13 protein-coding genes are annotated in these 16024 nt (G+C 61.6%); 8 read left to right on the forward strand and 5 right to left on the reverse strand.

Annotated elements, in window-relative coordinates; translation table 11 throughout:
• The first annotated feature begins 25 nt into the window (after positions 1-25).
• The 5 genes from ACI3L3_RS02840 (at position 26) to rnhA (ending at position 4290) form a co-directional block, all read left to right on the forward strand.
• Positions 26-1261 carry an efflux RND transporter periplasmic adaptor subunit gene (locus ACI3L3_RS02840; protein ID WP_404843582.1) on the forward strand — a complete coding sequence of 412 codons (1236 nt, stop codon included), beginning with the start codon at positions 26-28 and terminating at the stop codon, positions 1259-1261.
• Positions 1262-1945, forward strand: coding sequence for an ABC transporter ATP-binding protein (locus tag ACI3L3_RS02845; protein WP_404843583.1), 684 nt, complete (start codon positions 1262-1264; stop codon positions 1943-1945).
• On the forward strand, positions 1929-3176 hold the full coding sequence (locus tag ACI3L3_RS02850; protein ID WP_404843584.1) for an ABC transporter permease: 1248 nt from the start codon (positions 1929-1931) through the stop codon (positions 3174-3176). Before ACI3L3_RS02845 ends, ACI3L3_RS02850 begins: the two co-directional genes overlap by 17 nt.
• A 112-nt stretch (positions 3177-3288) precedes the next feature.
• A complete protein-coding gene (locus ACI3L3_RS02855) occupies positions 3289-3798 on the forward strand; it encodes a hypothetical protein (RefSeq protein ID WP_404843585.1) in 510 nt (169 codons plus the stop codon).
• Between the two features lie 9 nt (positions 3799-3807).
• On the forward strand, positions 3808-4290 hold the full coding sequence (rnhA, locus tag ACI3L3_RS02860; protein ID WP_404843586.1) for a ribonuclease HI: 483 nt from the start codon (positions 3808-3810) through the stop codon (positions 4288-4290).
• A gap of 81 nt (positions 4291-4371) precedes the next feature.
• Here the strand turns inward: rnhA and ACI3L3_RS02865 are convergent, their stop codons facing one another.
• Positions 4372-6342 (reverse strand): methyl-accepting chemotaxis protein, encoded by a 1971-nt coding sequence (locus tag ACI3L3_RS02865; RefSeq protein WP_404843587.1) that lies wholly within the window; start codon positions 6340-6342, stop codon positions 4372-4374.
• 516 nt (positions 6343-6858) lie between these two features.
• On the opposite strand from ACI3L3_RS02865, the gene ACI3L3_RS02870 reads away from it, so the two are divergent.
• Positions 6859-8415 carry a flagellar hook protein FlgE gene (locus tag ACI3L3_RS02870; RefSeq protein WP_404843588.1) on the forward strand — a complete coding sequence of 519 codons (1557 nt, stop codon included), beginning with the start codon at positions 6859-6861 and terminating at the stop codon, positions 8413-8415.
• Positions 8416-8550: 135 nt separating this feature from the next.
• Here the strand turns inward: ACI3L3_RS02870 and ACI3L3_RS02875 are convergent, their stop codons facing one another.
• Both ACI3L3_RS02875 and acs read right to left on the reverse strand, forming a co-directional pair.
• Positions 8551-9612, reverse strand: a complete 1062-nt coding sequence (locus tag ACI3L3_RS02875; RefSeq protein WP_404843589.1) for a phosphotransacetylase family protein — start codon at positions 9610-9612, stop codon at positions 8551-8553.
• 62 nt (positions 9613-9674) lie between these two features.
• The gene (gene acs, locus ACI3L3_RS02880) at positions 9675-11780 is read right to left on the reverse strand and encodes an acetate--CoA ligase alpha subunit (protein WP_404843590.1); all 2106 of its coding nucleotides are present in this window, start codon (positions 11778-11780) and stop codon (positions 9675-9677) included.
• Between the two features lie 24 nt (positions 11781-11804).
• Here acs and rnc point away from each other — a divergent pair, with 24 nt between their 5' ends.
• Positions 11805-12515 carry a ribonuclease III gene (gene rnc, locus ACI3L3_RS02885; RefSeq protein ID WP_404844110.1) on the forward strand — a complete coding sequence of 237 codons (711 nt, stop codon included), beginning with the start codon at positions 11805-11807 and terminating at the stop codon, positions 12513-12515.
• Between the two features lie 99 nt (positions 12516-12614).
• On the opposite strand, the gene ACI3L3_RS02890 is transcribed toward rnc, so the two are convergent.
• Positions 12615-13526, reverse strand: a complete 912-nt coding sequence (locus ACI3L3_RS02890) for a flagellin (RefSeq protein WP_404843591.1) — start codon at positions 13524-13526, stop codon at positions 12615-12617.
• Positions 13527-13874: 348 nt separating this feature from the next.
• On the opposite strand from ACI3L3_RS02890, the gene ACI3L3_RS02895 reads away from it, so the two are divergent.
• On the forward strand, positions 13875-14258 hold the full coding sequence (locus ACI3L3_RS02895; protein WP_404843592.1) for a flagellar protein FlaG: 384 nt from the start codon (positions 13875-13877) through the stop codon (positions 14256-14258).
• Positions 14259-14397: 139 nt separating this feature from the next.
• On the opposite strand, the gene ACI3L3_RS02900 is transcribed toward ACI3L3_RS02895, so the two are convergent.
• On the reverse strand, positions 14398-16023 hold the full coding sequence (locus tag ACI3L3_RS02900) for a flagellar hook protein FlgE (RefSeq protein WP_404843593.1): 1626 nt from the start codon (positions 16021-16023) through the stop codon (positions 14398-14400).
• Between the last annotated feature and the right edge of the window lies 1 nt (position 16024).

The following is a 16024-nucleotide window of genomic DNA, read 5'->3' on the forward strand; positions in this document are numbered from 1 at the left end:
GACCCTCGACGCCACAAGGATTCACGTGCGTAGAAGACTACTGCTTATCACTCTGGCGCTGGCGCTTTTGGCTGGTGGAGCCTTTCTTTGGTTCTCCGGCAACAGCGGCGGCGCCATTACCGTGCTGAAGACCGACACCGTCCGCAAAGGACAAGTGCGCAAACAGCTGGACGCCACCGGCATCGTCAAGGCGCAGGTGGGTGCCATCGTCAAAATCGGCGCGCAGGCCACCGGGCGCATCACCAGCATGCGCGTCAAAGTAGGCGACGCCGTCACCAAGGGCGACCTGATCGCCATCATCGACGACCGCGAACTCCACGCGACGCAGACCGAAGCCACCGCGCGCCTTGAGCGCACCAAGGCCGAGCTGGACCGCGTGCGCACGGTCTACCCCCTGCAAATCACCGAGGCCGAGGCCGACTACGCCGCCGCCGAAGCGGAAGCCGACTACGCCATCCAGAATCTGGCGCGGCAGGAGCGCCTGTACGCCAAAAATCTCATCGCCCGCGACACGCTGGACAGCGCCGTCCAAAGCGCGGACGTGAAGGGCAACCAGTTGCGTGCCCGCAAGGCCGCCCTCGCCCGCCTGCGCAAGGAATTCATCAAGGAGCGGCGCAAAGCCGAAAAGGCCGTACTGGAAGCCCGCGCCAATCTGGACTCCATCCGTACGCGCCTGTCCTACACCCGCATCAAAAGCCCCATCACCGGCGTGGTGAGCAAAGTCACCGCGCAGGAAGGCGAAACCGTGGTCTCGGGCCTGCAGGTGACGAACCTCATCACCGTGCTGGACCCAACGCGCCTTGAAATGTGGATTTACGTGGATGAAACGGACATCGGGCAGGTGAAGCAGGGCATGCCGGTTGAGTTCCTTGTGGACGCCTACCCGGACACGGTCTTCAACGGCAGCATCGACCAAATCTACCCGGAGCCGGAGGTCCGCGACAATATCGTGTACTATCAGGCCCTCGTCACCCTTGGCAGCGATACGGCCCTGAGTCTGCGCCCGGAGATGACCACCCAGTGTCGCATCATCGTCCAAACCAAGGACGACGTGCTCTCCCTACCCAACAGCGCCATCAAATGGGTGAGCGGTGAGCAGGCCGTGTACGTGGTGGACAAGGGCGAAACGCGGCGCACCTCGCCGACCTTCGGCCTCGCCGGAAGCCAGCGGACGGAAGTCCTGGAGGGCCTCAGCGACGGCGACACCGTCGCCACCCAGCTCGTGCTGCCCGGTGCCAAAAAGAAAAAGGCGTCCAAGTAGATGACAGACGCCCCGCTTATCCAGCTTGACGACATCCGGCGCGACTACACGCAAGGGGATATGGTCACAAGCGTCCTCAAGGGCGTGTCCATGACCATCGCCCACGGCGATTTTGTGGCGCTGCAGGGCACGTCCGGCTCCGGCAAGTCCACCCTGCTGCACATCCTCGGCCTGCTGGACCGCCCCTCCTCCGGGCGCTACCTGCTCGACGGCGCCAACGTGGCGAACATGGACGACGATGAAGCCAGCAGCCTGCGCGGCACGCGCTTTGGCTTCGTCTTTCAGAGCTTTTACCTCATCCCCTACGCCTCGGCCCTTGAAAACGTCATCCTGCCCGGCCTGTATGGCGACACCTCGCGCCGCGAACTCACGGCGCGGGCGCATGAGCTTCTGGGCCTTGTGGGGCTTGAGGACCGCGCCTCGTTCCGCCCGTCCCAGCTTTCCGGCGGCCAGCAGCAGCGTGTGGCCCTGGCCCGCGCCCTCATCAACGGCCCGGCGGTCATCTTTGCCGACGAGCCGACAGGCCAGCTGGACTCCGCCACCAGCACGGAGATCATGGACCTGCTCTCCCGCATCAACCAGCAGGGGACCACAGTCGTCATGGTGACCCACGACGAGGACACAGCACGCCATGCCTCAACACGCATCCTCCTTGCGGACGGCCAGATTGCGTCCAACCTGTAGGGCCTGCCGCCAGTTGTACCGCGCCCTCGGCTTTGCCGCCGAAGCCGTGTGGGCCTACAAACTGCGCAGTGCTTTTGTGGTCTCCGCCATCGCCCTTGGCATTGCGGCGCTGACCATCATCGTCACGGCCATTGACGGCGCGGAGCGGCGCACCATGGAAATCATGGAAATGTTCGGCCCGGACGCCGCCTTCATCCTTGGCGGCGACATCCGCAGCCGCGCCGTGGGCAAGCGCACCCTCACCCTGTCGTGGACGGACGTGCGCCGCCTGCGCGAGTCCCTGCCCGGCGCGTATTTGGTGGTGCCCATGCGCGGCAAGGGCAACATCACGGCCAAGTCGGGCAACAAGAATATGCAAGTGCCCGTGGTCGTCGGCGCCACTGAGGGCTACTCCGAGGTCTGGAACTGGCCGCTGGCCGCCGGGCGCGACTTCACCAAGGAGGACGTGACGCGCGGGGCCAAGGTCGGCCTCATCGGCGAGGCCGTCTCGCAGGAGTTGTTCGGCGACGAATCGCCCATCGGCAAGGTGGTGTTTCTGGACGACCTGCCCGTGCAAATCATCGGGCGGCTGTCGTACCGGGGCTTCACAGGCGGGCGCGGCAATATTGACGAGCGCATGGTCCTGCCCCTGACCACCCTGACCCAGCGCTTCAATATGGACCGCAAATACTTCCGCGCCATCCGCGTCAAGTTCCACGACCCGGAGCACATGAGCGCCCACGTGGAGAACCTGCGCTCCTTTTTGCGGCACCTGCACGGCCTGCGCGCCGATGAACCGGACGACTTCACCATCCTCACCGCCGATGAAATTCTCAAATTCATCAGCATCCTCAAGGGCGGGCTGGTGGCGTTTTTGGGCGTTACCGCCGCCGTGGCCATGCTGGTGGGCGGCTTTGTCCTTGCCAACCTCTTTTATATCAGCGTCAGCGAACGCATTACGGAAATTGGCCTGCGCAAGGCCCTTGGGGCGTCCTCGTGGGTGCTGACGGCGCAATTCCTCATGGAGGCGCTGCTGCTCACCTGCGCCGGGGCGCTCATCGGCATGGCTCTTGGCATGGGCCTTGGGCAAACGCTGTCCCGTCTTGGCATTTTGGAGATTCAGTTCTCGGCCAAAGTCTTTGTGCTGGCGCTCCTCTCCGCGTCGGCCATTGGCGTCGTGTTCGGCATCCGTCCGGCGCGGCGCGCCGCCCTCATGGACCCGGTTGCCGCCCTGCGAGGTGAGGAAAACTAGACCGCCCTACCGCCTTGACGGCGCACACCCCCTGCGCATACCGTGCGGCATCGTCCACCACGCCCTTATGGCGCCGCCTTCCAGCGGGCCGGGCAGCTTCAAGGAGACCCCCATGCGACTCAACATCCTGCCGCCCAAATCGGAATCGGGCGGCATCCGCTTTCTGCGCATCATGCTCCTCATCTGCGTCTTTCTCGGCGTGGGCTGGCTGTACATGCAGCACTTTGACAGAACCATAGAGGACATCAAATCCCGCAGTACCCTGCAGGACGCCACGGGCCTTATGAGCAAGGCGCAAAAGAAGCACCTCTACGAGCTCTCCAGCATGTTCGAAGAGGAATTCGGCGTGGAGCTGCGCCTGTCCATTCAGGACGGGCCCGTGGAAATCCCGGCGCTGGACTCCAAGACCATATTCTTCGGCCTTGATACCGCCAACGAAAAGCTCATCGTCTTCTTCCCGCCGCTGGTGGAGCGCGCCCTTGGGCCGGAATTCATCACGCAGTTGCAAACAACGCACATGGCGCCGTACTTTGCCAGCGACAGCTGGCCCACAGGCCTTATCAAGGCCCTCGCCCTGACGTGGCAGCGGCTCATGGACCTGAACCACACGACGACCCCATAAGGATACAGCATGACCGACACACCAGACGGGCAGACCGTCATCATCCATACCGACGGCTCCGCCCTCGGCAACCCCGGTCCCGGCGGCTGGGGCGCGGTGCTTCGCTTTGGCGACACCAAAAAGGAACTCTCCGGCGGCTTCCGGGAAACCACCAACAACCGCATGGAGCTTACCGCCGTTATCGAAGCGCTCTCCGCCCTCACGCGCCCCTGCGACGTGGAACTGCACTCCGATTCCAAATACTTTCTGGACGCCATCCGGCAAAACTGGATTGGCAACTGGCAAAAGCGCGGCTGGAAAACCGCCGCCAAAAAGCCCGTAAAAAATCAGGACCTGTGGCAGCGCATCCTGCCGCTTATCGCCAAGCACAACATTTCCTACAACTGGGTCAAGGGCCACAGCGGCAACCCGGACAACGAACGCTGTGACGAGCTTGCCAAAGCCGCCGCCCAGCAGTCCGGCCTGCCCGTTGACGAGGGCTACCCCGGCTAACCTCCCCCCGCCCCGGCGAAAAAAAACGGCCCGGAAGGACATCTCCTTCCGGGCCGTTCGTTATAGTTCCGGTACGATGTATCAGCTGGCGGCGCGCAGTTGCTGAATAAGGCGCTGCAACTGCTCGGCGCGTCCGGCAATGCCGCGGATGGCTTCGGCGGACTCCACAGCGCCCTTGGCCGTCTCGTCCGTCACCACGCTGATTTCCTCCACGGAGCCGTTAATCTGCTCGGAGGCGGAGGACTGCTCCTCGGCTGCGGTGGCGATGTTCTGCGCCATCTGGGCCGTGCCTTCCACGCTCTCCACAATGCCTTCCAGCATCTCTCCGGCTTCGCGGGCATGCTGGACTGTGGCCTGCAGGGCATCCTCGGCCACGCGGCGCTTGGCCACCGTGCTTTGCACGGATTCCTGCACGCCGGAGATAGCCCGGCCCACTTCCTGCGTGGCGGCCATGGTCTTCTCCGCCAGTTTGCGGACCTCGTCGGCCACAACAGCAAAACCGCGCCCGGCGTCGCCCGCGCGGGCGGCCTCAATGGCGGCGTTCAGGGCAAGCAGGTTCGTCTGGTCCGCAATGTCCGCGATAACGTTCATCACCTCGCCAATGGAGCTGGCCTTTTCGCTCAGGTCGTCCATGACAGCGGAAAGTTCCTCGGTGCTGGACTGCACCTTTGCCACGTCCTTGACCGTATTCTCCACGCGCTGGCGGCCCTCCATGGCATCCTCGCGGCTCTTGTGCGCCATCTCCGCCGCGGAGGCGGAATTGCGCGCCACCTCAAGGATGGACGCCGTCATCTGCTCCATGGCCGTGGCGGTCTGCCCCACGCGCTGCTGCTGCAGCGCCGCGCCCTCGGTGGTTTGCTCCACTTCGGCGGCCAGCTGGGCAGACGCGGCGGACAACGCCTCGGTAATCTCCACAGACTGCTTGGCAACATCGGTAATGGTGCCGAGGAGTTCTCGCACCTGCGCTTCGCGCTCGTGGGCTTCGTCCATGGCCTTCTGCGCCTTGACCGCCTGCTGGGCGGCCTCCCCGCTCTTGGCGTGGGCGTCGTCCATGGCCTTGCGGATGCTGGCAACCATCAGTTCCACATCCGCCCGCAGCGCCTCAAACTCGCCGGTAAAGCCCACCTTGGACACCGCCTCGTAATCGCCCTGCGCCACTTTGTCGGAGCAGTCCTGCAACGCCGCAAGGGGGCGTAGAATGGAACGCCCAACAAGGTAGATGCACACAATGAGCGCCAGCGCCGTAGCCAGCGCCGCCACAACAGACACAATGACGTTTGTCTTGAATGCGGAATCCTGCCGCGCGGCGGCGTCCTGCGCAATGCTCAGCACCAGCGGCTCCACACTGCGGGCGGCGTTGATGAAGGCGGCCCGCTGGTCGTTCAGAGCGTGGCGCGTCTTCACCAACTGGGCAAAACTGTTCACATAGGCGTCAAGGTCGCTGGTCAGCTGCGAGCGCAGGGCGGCATCAATGTCCGCAGAGGCATCAAGAGCCGTGCGCATCTGGCGGACGGCCCCGGCAAATTTCTGCTCCGCCTTTTCACTGCCGCGGATGATGAAGTCCTTTTCGTACCGGCGCAGCATCAGCTGGCGGTACTGCAGCTCCGGTACGTCCACACGCGCAAAGGTGTTTTCCATGTCGTGCACGCTGCGGCGCATCTCGCCGCGCAGGCCTTGATCCTCACTGAATCCAAGGCGCTCTTCGTACATGACCGCCGTTTTGAAGCTGCCCTCATAGCTTTCAAGGTAGCTCAGCGCCTTTCCGGCGCGCGCCGCAAAGTCCGGGTCGTTGTGCTGCAGATGGCGCAGCCGCGCGCGCACATCGCCTAGGGCGTCTATGGCTTTGTCCGCCCATTGGCGCTCCATGCGCAAGATAAAATTCTTTTCATGCCGCCGCGCCTGAAGCATGGCCGCCCCGGCGCTGCTCGCTTCCTTCTCCAGCAGCATTGTCTGCCGCACACTCCAGCCGCCATACACACTAATGGCGAACACCGCGACCAGCCCGACAAGGGCTATGGCCCCGATGCTGGTCAATTTCATCCGTACAGACATGTCCTCTCTCCCTAACGGGCCGAAGAGCCTTCAGCCCAATGCAAAATTGTCTGTGAACACTCTATCCGCAGATTGCTCCAGAGCCGTACTGCATATCCCTCAGGCGCAGTATGACTTCAATACGCTTAAGCGAATCTATACAAACAACTTTATCATCTGAAATCAAAAGCTTTTTGCCGCCCCGCGCATCTTTGTGCCCGGCCGCGCACTCGGGACGCAGGCCGCGGGCACGCACCATCATCCGCTGCATGACGATGATGCAAAACGTGCCTCCTCACTGCGTGAGCGCACGCGTCCACTCAGCACAAAAGCGCAACTCTTGCAAGGTACAAACTCCGCGAAAACAGCCGCAATCCCGGCATTTTAACGCATCAAACCCTTATGCGCCGTGCATTAGCGTCGCGCACAGCACATCCGTCGCACACTCCTGCACATTCTGGCACGGCCTTTGCGATATACCCCTGCGAAGGCAAAAAATGCCTTCCGGGCAAAAATCGGTAGTGAAGGAGAACACGTATGAGTTTTTCATCCATGTACGTAGGGACGACGGGCATGAAGTCCCACGGCGAACGCATGGGCAATATCGGCAACAATCTGGCCAATGTGAACACCCTCGCCTACAAGAGCGCGGACGTTCACTTCCAGACGCTGATGAGCCAGTTTGCATCCACGGGGTCCTCCCCGGATGTAAGCATGTCGCAAAAGGGGCTTGGCGTCGGGCTTGGCGGCATCCTCACGGACTTCAACATCGGCGGCTTTCAGCCGGGGGCCGAGGCCACGGACCTCGCCATTGCCGGGGACGGATTCTTCCGCGTGACGCAGGACGACAAGGTCCGCTACACCCGCGCGGGCAATTTCCGCTTCGACAAAGAGGGCTTCCTTGTGGACCCCAACGGCTACCACGTGCAGGGCAAGACCATTGACGACAACGGCAACGTTGCCGCCGCCACCACGGACATCCAGTTAACCATGGGCGAGGGCGGCCTTGTGACCGTGCCGCCAAAGGCCACCTCCGCCGTATCGCTGAACGTCAATCTTGGCCTTGCCGCCGACGAAGAGCGCACCTCCGACGCCACGGACCCGTTCTTTGCCCTGCTCAAGAGCTGGGACGGCACCAATGAGGACGGTCCCCTCAGCACCGAAGCCACGGCCTACTCCGCCGCGGTAAAGGTGTATGACGACCAGGGCAACGCCCACACCCTCAACGTGCACTTTGACCCTGTCTCCGCCAGCAACGCGGGCGGCGAGACCACATATGAATTTGTTGCCGGATTCGACCCCGGCGAAGACGGCCGCGCCGCAATGGCGGGAACCAAGGGCGCAGGCCTTGCCATGGCTGGCACCCTGACCTTTGACTCCTCGGGCCAGTTGAAGGGCATGTCGGCCTTCAACTACAGCGGCACCGGCGACGCCAACGACCCCGCCAACTGGACTCCGGCAGGCGTCTCCGAAGATGGCGCGCCCACCTTCGACATGACTTTCCTCAGCGCCGACGAAACCGGGGCCACGGTAACCTCCGGGCCAAGCACCATCAGTCTTGACCTTGGCCTGACAGGCACAGGCTTTGACAGCGGAACAATCGCCTCGGCGGCGGACATCGGGACCGACGCGTCCCTGCTGCCCACCATGACCGGGGCCACCCCGGCCAGCAGGCCGACGACCAACTTCATGGGCACCAGTTCCACCATTACCAAGGCGCAGGACGGCTACGCCGAGGGCTTCCTCTCCAGCATCAGCGTGGACCGCAGCGGCGTGATGGTCGGCAACTTCTCCAACGGCGTAAACAAGGACCTGTTCCAGTTCTCCCTGTTCACCTTTACCAATGAATGGGGCCTGAGGCGCGAAGGCGCCAACCACTTCAGCGCCACGCAGGACTCCGGCGAAGCCGTCGAAGGGACGCCCGGAGAAGCCAACTTCGGCGTCCTTTCAGAACGCACGCTGGAGACCTCCAACGTGGACATGGCCGACCAGTTCGTGAAGATGATTTCCACGGAGCGCGGCTTCCAGGCCAACTCCAAGGTCATCACCACCTCGGACTCCATTTTGGAGATGCTCATCAACATGAAGCGCTAATCTTTCAAGCGCACAGCGAAAAAGACCGCCCCCACCGCACTCTGCTGCTGTGGGGGCGGTCGTGTTTTGTGCCATAAAAAAACGGAGCGCCCCCAAGGGGACGCCCCGTCTCCACTCTGACAAAAGGCCGTCTGGCTACAAACCAAGTGAAGACTTAAAGAATTCGTAATCAATGCTGGAACTCACCAACTGCGCGCCCTGACGGATTTTGATGATGTCGCGCAGTTTGTGGCGCGAGAGGATGCTTTCCATCTTTTTCGCCACGGAATAGGTATCCTCGCGCACGATGACTATGGGCACCTCCAGCACCTCGGAACGGGTGAGGATGATGTCGTTGGGGTACAGATTGCCGGTGAGCACAAGGCAAGGGCAGTTGCCCTCAAGGGCCACAAGCTGCACGTCGGACCTGTCGCCGCCAACGATGATGGCGGAGTTCTTGTTTTTGCGGAAGTGGGTCATGAAGTTCTCCACCTGCATGGTGCCGATGAGAAAGTTCTCCACCACCTTGTCCGCCTTGTTCTGCGCGGAAATCACCTTGCCCCCAAGGCGCTCCGCAAGGTCGGACACCTTGATGGCGCCCATGAGCGGGTCCTTGGGAATAACGCCCAAAACGCGCACGCCCGCGCGCTCCAAACAGGGGCGCAGCATGCCTTCCACCTCGTCCATAAAGGACGGCGGAATGTCGTTCAGGATAACGCCAAGGAGCGACTCGCCAAGGGCTTCGCGCATGGCCATCAGGTAGTCGTACTTCAATTCTTCCTGATACCTGTCGATGATGATGGTCTTCAGGCCAAGGCGTTTGACCACATTGATGGCGTCCACGTCGCAATATTTGCCCGAGTACATGCTGCCCGAGCCAGCAACAATGGTCACATCGTGCCCGGCGCTGACGCGTTTGTAGGCGGACTCAATGTCGCCCATCAGGTCGCCGCATTCGCCGGAAAAGGCGCGGACCTTAAAATCCTGCGTCACCAGCACGGGGGTGACGTCTGCGGGGTCGTCCTTCAGGCCCAGAATGTCCTGCACGAAATAGGCGTCCTCGTCGCAGGGTTTGCCGTCAATCTCGGTGGGCATGGCCCCGACGGGCTTCATGTAGCCGACGCTGTAGCCGTCCTTTTGCAGCTTCAGGCCGAGCCCCATCACGACCATGTTCTTGCCGGAAAACCCGGAGGTCGAGCCTATGTAGATGCCTGACATTGTGTCCTCCTCATCGTTCGTATGGCCTGTTGTCGTTTGCTGCTTCGTGTATGGCCGGCCCATCAATTGGTGCACAGGGTAACGCGCACATCCGCCACCGTCGCTCCATTGTTGTCCACCAGTATGGGGTTGAACTCGGCCTCGAAAATGTCCGGGATGTCCACCGCAAGCTGGGACATAGTCAGCAGGATATCCTCTATGGCGCCAAAATCCACCGGAGCCTCCCCGCGTACGCCGCGCAGCAGGGGGTAGGATCGGATTTCGCGTATCATATCGTGGGCGTCGGTCTTGGACAGCGGCGCAAGGCGGAAGGCGATATCCTTCAGCACTTCCACATACACCCCGCCAAGGCCAAACATCACCAGCGGGCCAAACTGCGGGTCGCGTTTGAAGCCCACAATGACCTCCTTAGCCCCCTTGGGGGCCATGGCCTGAACCAGACAGCCCGAGATGAACGCGTCCTTGCGCAGGCGCTGGGCCCGCGACGTCACGTCCATGAATGCCCCGCGCACCGCCCCGGCATCGCCAAGGCCAACGCGCACGCCGCCCACATCGCTCTTGTGCGAAATCTGCGGCGAGGCGATTTTCACCACAACGGGATAGCCGATCCGCTCGGCAATGGCTACGGCTTCCTCCGAGGTCCGGGCAAGCTCCGTCTCCGGCAGGGGCAGACCGTAGGCCTTCAACAATTCCTGCGCCTGAAATTCCACAATCTCCACACACCCACGGCGGCGGGCCTTGTCCACCACCTCGGCCGCGCGGGTCGCGTCGCGGATAATGCTCATCTCCAGCGCCTTGGGGCGCGCCTTCCACATGGCGTGGCGGTACATGGTCTCAATGCTGTGGATGGCTGGCTCAGGAAAACCATAGCACGGCACCCCGGCCTTCAGCAGAAGCTCTCGCCCCGGCCCCACGCGCTCCTGCCCCATAAAGCAGGCAAACACGGGCTTGTCGCTGGTGGCGGCCACATCCGCCACGGCCCTCGCCGTCTCCTCAATCTGCGCCGAGGCCGTTGGCGTCAGCAGCACAAGCACGGCGTGGACAAGCTCATCCTGCGCCACGGCCTCCAGGGTTTTTCTGTAGCGCTCGGCGTCCGCGTCGCCAATGATGTCTACGGGATTGTAAAAGGAGGCAAAGGGCGGCAAAAACGTCCCCAGGCGCTCCACCGTAGCGGCGGACAGCGGACTGATAAGCAGATTGCTCCGCTCGCAGGCGTCGGCGGCCATAATGCCGGGGCCGCCGGAATTTGTTACAATGCACAGGTTCGGCCCTTCCGGCAGGGGCTGCATGGAAAAGGCCTGTGCCAAATTGAACAGCGTGGCCACGTCCCGCGCGCGCATGATACCGGACTGCGCAAAGGCCGCAGCATAGGCCTGCTCGGACCCGGCCATGGCTCCGGTGTGGCTGGAGGCCGCCTTGGCCCCCGCCGCCGTGGTGCCGGACTTGATGACGATGACGGGCTTCTCGCGCGTGACCTCGCGCGCCACCCGCATAAAGCGCACCCCGTCGTCCACGCTCTCCATGTACCCAAGAATAACGTTGGTCTGCGCGTCGTCGCGCATGTGCTCCAGCATGTCGGACTCGTCCAGCACAGCCTTGTTGCCAAGGCTGATAAACGAAGAAAAGCCAATATTCTCGCCAAGGGCCCAGTCGAGAATGGCGGTGCACAGCGCCCCGGACTGCGAAAAAAAGGCGATATTCCCCTGCCGGGGTTGCCCTGCGGCAAAGGTAGCGTTCAGGCCGCAGGCAGTGTTATTGAGTCCAAGACAGTTTGGCCCAAGCAGCGCGATATTCTTCTCGCGGGCAATGGACGTGAGTTCCTGTTCAAGGTAGTACCCTTCCCGGCCGGTCTCCTTAAAGCCCGCAGTGATGACAATGACGGCGCGCACCGGTAGCTGGGCCAGCTGCCGCACGGCATCCGTCACGCCACGGGGTGGAATGCAGACCACGGCCAGATCAAGCGGCGAAGGCAAGGACGCGATGTCCTGAACCACAGGCAGGCCGAGAACCTCGCCCCCCTTGGGGTTGACCGGGAAAATTTCCCCCTGGTATCCGGCCTCCACCAGATTGGCCACAACACTGTGACCAACCTTGCCCGGCGTAGCCGATGCACCAATAACCGCAACGGCCGCAGGCGTGAATAGCGCTTCAAGATTGTGCTCGGGCATGACGACCTACATGTGGAGAACATGATGAAACAGGACCTCGAAACACTGCAAACGACTATTTCCTATCGATTTTCACAAGTCAAGCTTCTGCAAACAGCGTTGACGCACAGTTCGTACGCCAATGAACACGGCAACGATACAGAAGACAATGAACGGCTGGAATTTCTCGGGGACGCGGTATTGGAGCTTAGCACTTCGGAAATGCTTTTTGCAAAATTTCCCGAAGCGCCTGAAGGTCAAATGACGCGTCTGCGCGCCAAGCTGGTGAGTGAACCCGCACTGGCTGAAGTTGCGCGAGAATTGGAGCTGGACCGCATACTGCGGCTTGGAAAAGGCGAGGAAATGCAAGGCGGACGGGACAGGGACTCCCTGCTCTCCGACGCTGTGGAAGCCATCCTTGGTGCGGTTTTTCTTGACGGTGGCTACGACCCGGCCAAAGCCGTGGTCAACACCATGCTGGAAAACCGCTGGCCCGAGCACTGCGACGTGCGACGGGTGAAGGACGCCAAAAGCAGGCTGCAGGAACTCACGCAAAAGCTCTTTAAGGAGCGCCCGGTGTACGCGCTGGCCGACAGCGTGGGGCCGGAGCATGCCAAGACCTTTGTGGTGCAGGTCACCCTGCCCGACGGCACAGTTCTCTCCTCCGAGGGAACCAGCGTCAAAAAGGCCGAGCAGAATGCAGCGACCAAGGCTTTGGAGTTTTTGCAGGAAAAGGAAGAGACGAAGAAAAAATAAGACGCATATCCCGGGGAGGCCGTACAGCCTCCCCGGCATACGTCTTTGGTCCGGCAACAGATGGCCACATGCACCAACGCGCCGCCGGATGCGGCCGACTTACGCGCCGCCGCCGATGAGCTGCATAGCCATACGCGGCAGGCTGTTGGCCTGCGCCAGCATAGCGACTGCGGACTGGGTGAGAATCTGGTGGCGCACAAACTCCGTCATCTCGGTGGCGACGTCCACGTCGGAGATGCGGGATTCTGCGGACTGCAGGTTCTCGGCCTGAATCTGCAGGTTGGAGATGGTGTTCTCCAAGCGGTTCTGCAACGCACCGAGGTTGGCCCTGATCTTGTCCTTGGACACGATGGCGGCGTCCAGAGCGTCCAAGGAAGCCTGCGCCAAGGACTGGGTGGAAATGGTGTTACCCGCGGGATTGGACGTATCCGCGCCGGAACCAAGGCCAAAGTGGCTGGCCGTGGCACCACCGATGGAAATGAAGTAGTAGTCCTCGGACGAATCGTTGCCCGTACCGAAGTGGATCTTCATGGGACCGGAAGGCTGGAGTCCGGAACCGTCGTGGTCACCAGGGATGGAACCGGTGAGGGTACCGTCCAGCAGGTGCACCTGGTTGAAGTCCGTCGCGTTGGCGATACGGGTAATTTCCGACGCCATGGCCTGATACTCGGAGTCGATGATCAGACGCTGGTCGGAGTTGTAGGTACCGGTGGCGGCCTGTTCGGCAAGCTCTTTCATGCGGATGAGCTTTTCGTCGATGACCTGCAGCGCGCCGTCGGCGGTCTGCACCATGGAGATGGCATCGTTGGCGTTACGCACGCCCTGATGCAGAGTGGACACGTCGGAGCGCATCAGCTCGCGGATGGCAAGGCCTGCGGCGTCGTCAGCAGCAGTACCCACGCGAAGACCAGAGGACAGGCGGCGGGTGGATGTCGCCAGCTGACCGTAGCTGTGATTCAGATTTCTGGCCGCGTTCATGGCCATCAGATTGTGATTTATGACCAAAGACATTGCAAAACCTCCTTGTTTTGGCTTGCCTAGTATTAAGCACCCCCTGTGCCAAAACACTTTTCTCCAATAAAAACAGTATATTAACTTTTCTCCTTCGCCATTTTTCTGCGAAAAATCGTCATTTCGGGATTATTTTTCCCTTTTCAGGTCATCTCCCTGACGCCGCTCTGCCCAAAGCAAGGCGGTGAAGTTGCAGATAATTCCCACCTCACACCCGCCCGCGCCCCCGCCACGCCTGCAAAACACGCCGCAATCCCCCCTAAAGACCCCCCCGCAGTGTGCCGATGTGACAACTGAGGACCTTTTCTTTCCGGAGCAGCTTCCGGAACATGGAAAGGGAGGTGGACCATGAACATCAAGAACATCCACATTACGGCAGCAGAGGCCTACGGCAGCAGCGGGACTGGTCTTCGCCCGGCGCAGCATCATCCGGATGCGCGGCAGGACAAGGCGACACCCTCGCCGACTGCCCGTGAGGAAACGCAGGCGCAAAACGCACGCAAGCAGTCCGTTCAGGCCGCGCGAGAGGTGCTGGAACCTATGGAGCGCTTTGCCGAAAACGTTGGCGTAGACCTGAAATTCCACATCAATACGGAAACTGGTGAGATGCAGGCCGAAGTGCGCGACGCCTCGGGCCAAAAGGTCATCCGCAAGGTGCCCGCAGATGAGGTGCTGCGACTTGCCGCCTCCATCAAGGAGCTGTCGCACAGCTTTTTCGACCGCTCGCTTTAGGCGTGTCCGCCGCCTCCCATACAACGCAAAACGCCCCCGGCAGAATGTGCCGGGGGCGTTTTTTTTCGGGCGTCGGCCGGGACCGGGCAGTGCCCCGGCCGACTGTGAGTGAAGGAGATCGGTTCTCTGATGCGCGGCGTTAGCGCTTCATCATGATAACAGTCTGCATCATGTTGTCCGTGGTGGTGATGACCTTGGAGTTGGCCTGGAAGCCGCGCTCCGTGGAGATCATGGTCACGAACTCCTTGGCGAGGTCCACGTTGGACTGTTCCAGCGAGTTGGACGCGATGCTGCCGTAGCCGTTGGCATTGGCCGGTCCTGCGGCGGCTTCGCCGGACTCTCTCGTCTGCGCGAAGAGGTTGGAACCGTCGCGCCTGAGGCCCCACGGGTTCACAAAGTCGTAGAGCGTGATCTGGTAGAGCTCCAGCACTTCACCGTTGGAGTACCTGCCGGTAAGGATGCCGTCACGGTCCACGGAGACGTTCTGCAGGAAGCCGAATGTGTAGCCGTCCTGCGACTGGAACTCAGTAGAGCTGGACCCGGAGAAGCTGGTGGACGCCTTGGAGTTGACCTCCACGTCAGCAAAGTCGGGCAGAACGGTTACGTCAGTGCCGATATCGTCTGCGGTAAAGCCCGCCGCAGAGGTCCAGCCCGCGCTGGGGCTGTTGTTGGTCAGCCCAAAGTTCACCGCGACGGGATGCGCATTGGAGTTGTTGATGTCACTGCCACCGGGCTGGTTGGTAAAGTTGGGGACAAACACGGGCTGACCGTCGGTGTTGAAGCTGGCGGGCTCCCAGTTGGTCAGGTCCTTGTCGCCGGGCGCCGTTGCGCCGGAGTTCAGCGTAAACGCGCTCTGGCCCTTGAGCTGACCGGCGGAGTCGAAGGTCAGGGAACCAACCATCATGACGCCTGCGGCAGAGGTGGTGTCCATTTCCACACCGTCGAGCACGCGGCCGTCTTCGTTGGGCGGAACGGTGACCATGTATTCCCAGTACTGCTTGCCGTCGTCGGCGCCAGTGGACACCTGGTCAAAGTAGACGGTCAGCTCATGCGCGGTGCCGCCTTCGTCGTAGACCTTGATGGTGCTCTGGTAGGTGTACTGCGAGTCGGCCAGCGGCACTTCAGCCTGTCCGTCCCAGTTGCTGAACATACTGAAGAACGGGTGCGAGGCGAGGGTGGAATTGTCCTGTCCGGCCGTACCGTCAACGTTCACAATCATATTCACGTTTTCGGTAGCCTTGGGCTTGGCGGTAAAGTCCTCAAGACGGATGTCCTTGGGCGCACCGGTGCCCTTGATGCTCGACGTGGAGGACGAGCTGCCCGTGGTCAGGCCCGTGGCGATGGTGGTGTTGGAGGACTGCGGAATCTCCCAGCCCTGCAGCACGTAGCCGTGGGGGTCGACAAGGTAGCCATCCTTGTCGAAGCGGAAGTTGCCCGCGCGGGTGTAGTAGTTGGTGTCCTCGTTTTTGACCTTCACCTTGAAGAAGCCCTCGCCGCCAATGGCAAGGTCCGTCGCCTCGGTGGTGGTCTCAAAACCGCCCTGGCCGTAGTCGGCGTAGATGGCGCCTATGCCAACGCCTCGGCCAATCTGGCCTATGCCTGCGGCGGTATTGATATCCTGACTGATGAAATCTTCAAAATGCATCCGTGCGCCTTTGAAGCCCACGGTGTTGACGTTGGCGATATTGTTGCCAATGACGCCCATCTTCTCACCGTGCGCCTGCAAACCCGACACACCTGTCCACATGGATGATGACAGACCCATT

Source organism: Desulfobaculum sp. SPO524, assembly GCF_044987625.1.
Lineage (GTDB): Bacteria > Desulfobacterota > Desulfovibrionia > Desulfovibrionales > Desulfovibrionaceae > Desulfobaculum.

Excerpts from the sequence above, each read along its gene's own strand:
- ACI3L3_RS02845 (WP_404843583.1), top strand. The coding sequence starts at position 1,262 with ATGACAGACGCCCCGCTTATCCAGCTTGACGACATCCGGCGCGACTAC.
- ACI3L3_RS02855 (WP_404843585.1), top strand. The coding sequence starts at position 3,289 with ATGCGACTCAACATCCTGCCGCCCAAATCGGAATCGGGCGGCATCCGC.
- rnhA (WP_404843586.1), top strand. The coding sequence starts at position 3,808 with ATGACCGACACACCAGACGGGCAGACCGTCATCATCCATACCGACGGC.
- ACI3L3_RS02865 (WP_404843587.1), bottom strand. The coding sequence starts at position 6,342 with ATGTCTGTACGGATGAAATTGACCAGCATCGGGGCCATAGCCCTTGTC.
- ACI3L3_RS02870 (WP_404843588.1), top strand. The coding sequence starts at position 6,859 with ATGAGTTTTTCATCCATGTACGTAGGGACGACGGGCATGAAGTCCCAC.
- ACI3L3_RS02875 (WP_404843589.1), bottom strand. The coding sequence starts at position 9,612 with ATGTCAGGCATCTACATAGGCTCGACCTCCGGGTTTTCCGGCAAGAAC.
- acs (WP_404843590.1), bottom strand. The coding sequence starts at position 11,780 with ATGCCCGAGCACAATCTTGAAGCGCTATTCACGCCTGCGGCCGTTGCG.
- rnc (WP_404844110.1), top strand. The coding sequence starts at position 11,805 with ATGAAACAGGACCTCGAAACACTGCAAACGACTATTTCCTATCGATTT.
- ACI3L3_RS02890 (WP_404843591.1), bottom strand. The coding sequence starts at position 13,526 with ATGTCTTTGGTCATAAATCACAATCTGATGGCCATGAACGCGGCCAGA.
- ACI3L3_RS02895 (WP_404843592.1), top strand. The coding sequence starts at position 13,875 with ATGAACATCAAGAACATCCACATTACGGCAGCAGAGGCCTACGGCAGC.
- ACI3L3_RS02900 (WP_404843593.1), bottom strand. The coding sequence starts at position 16,023 with ATGGGTCTGTCATCATCCATGTGGACAGGTGTGTCGGGTTTGCAGGCG.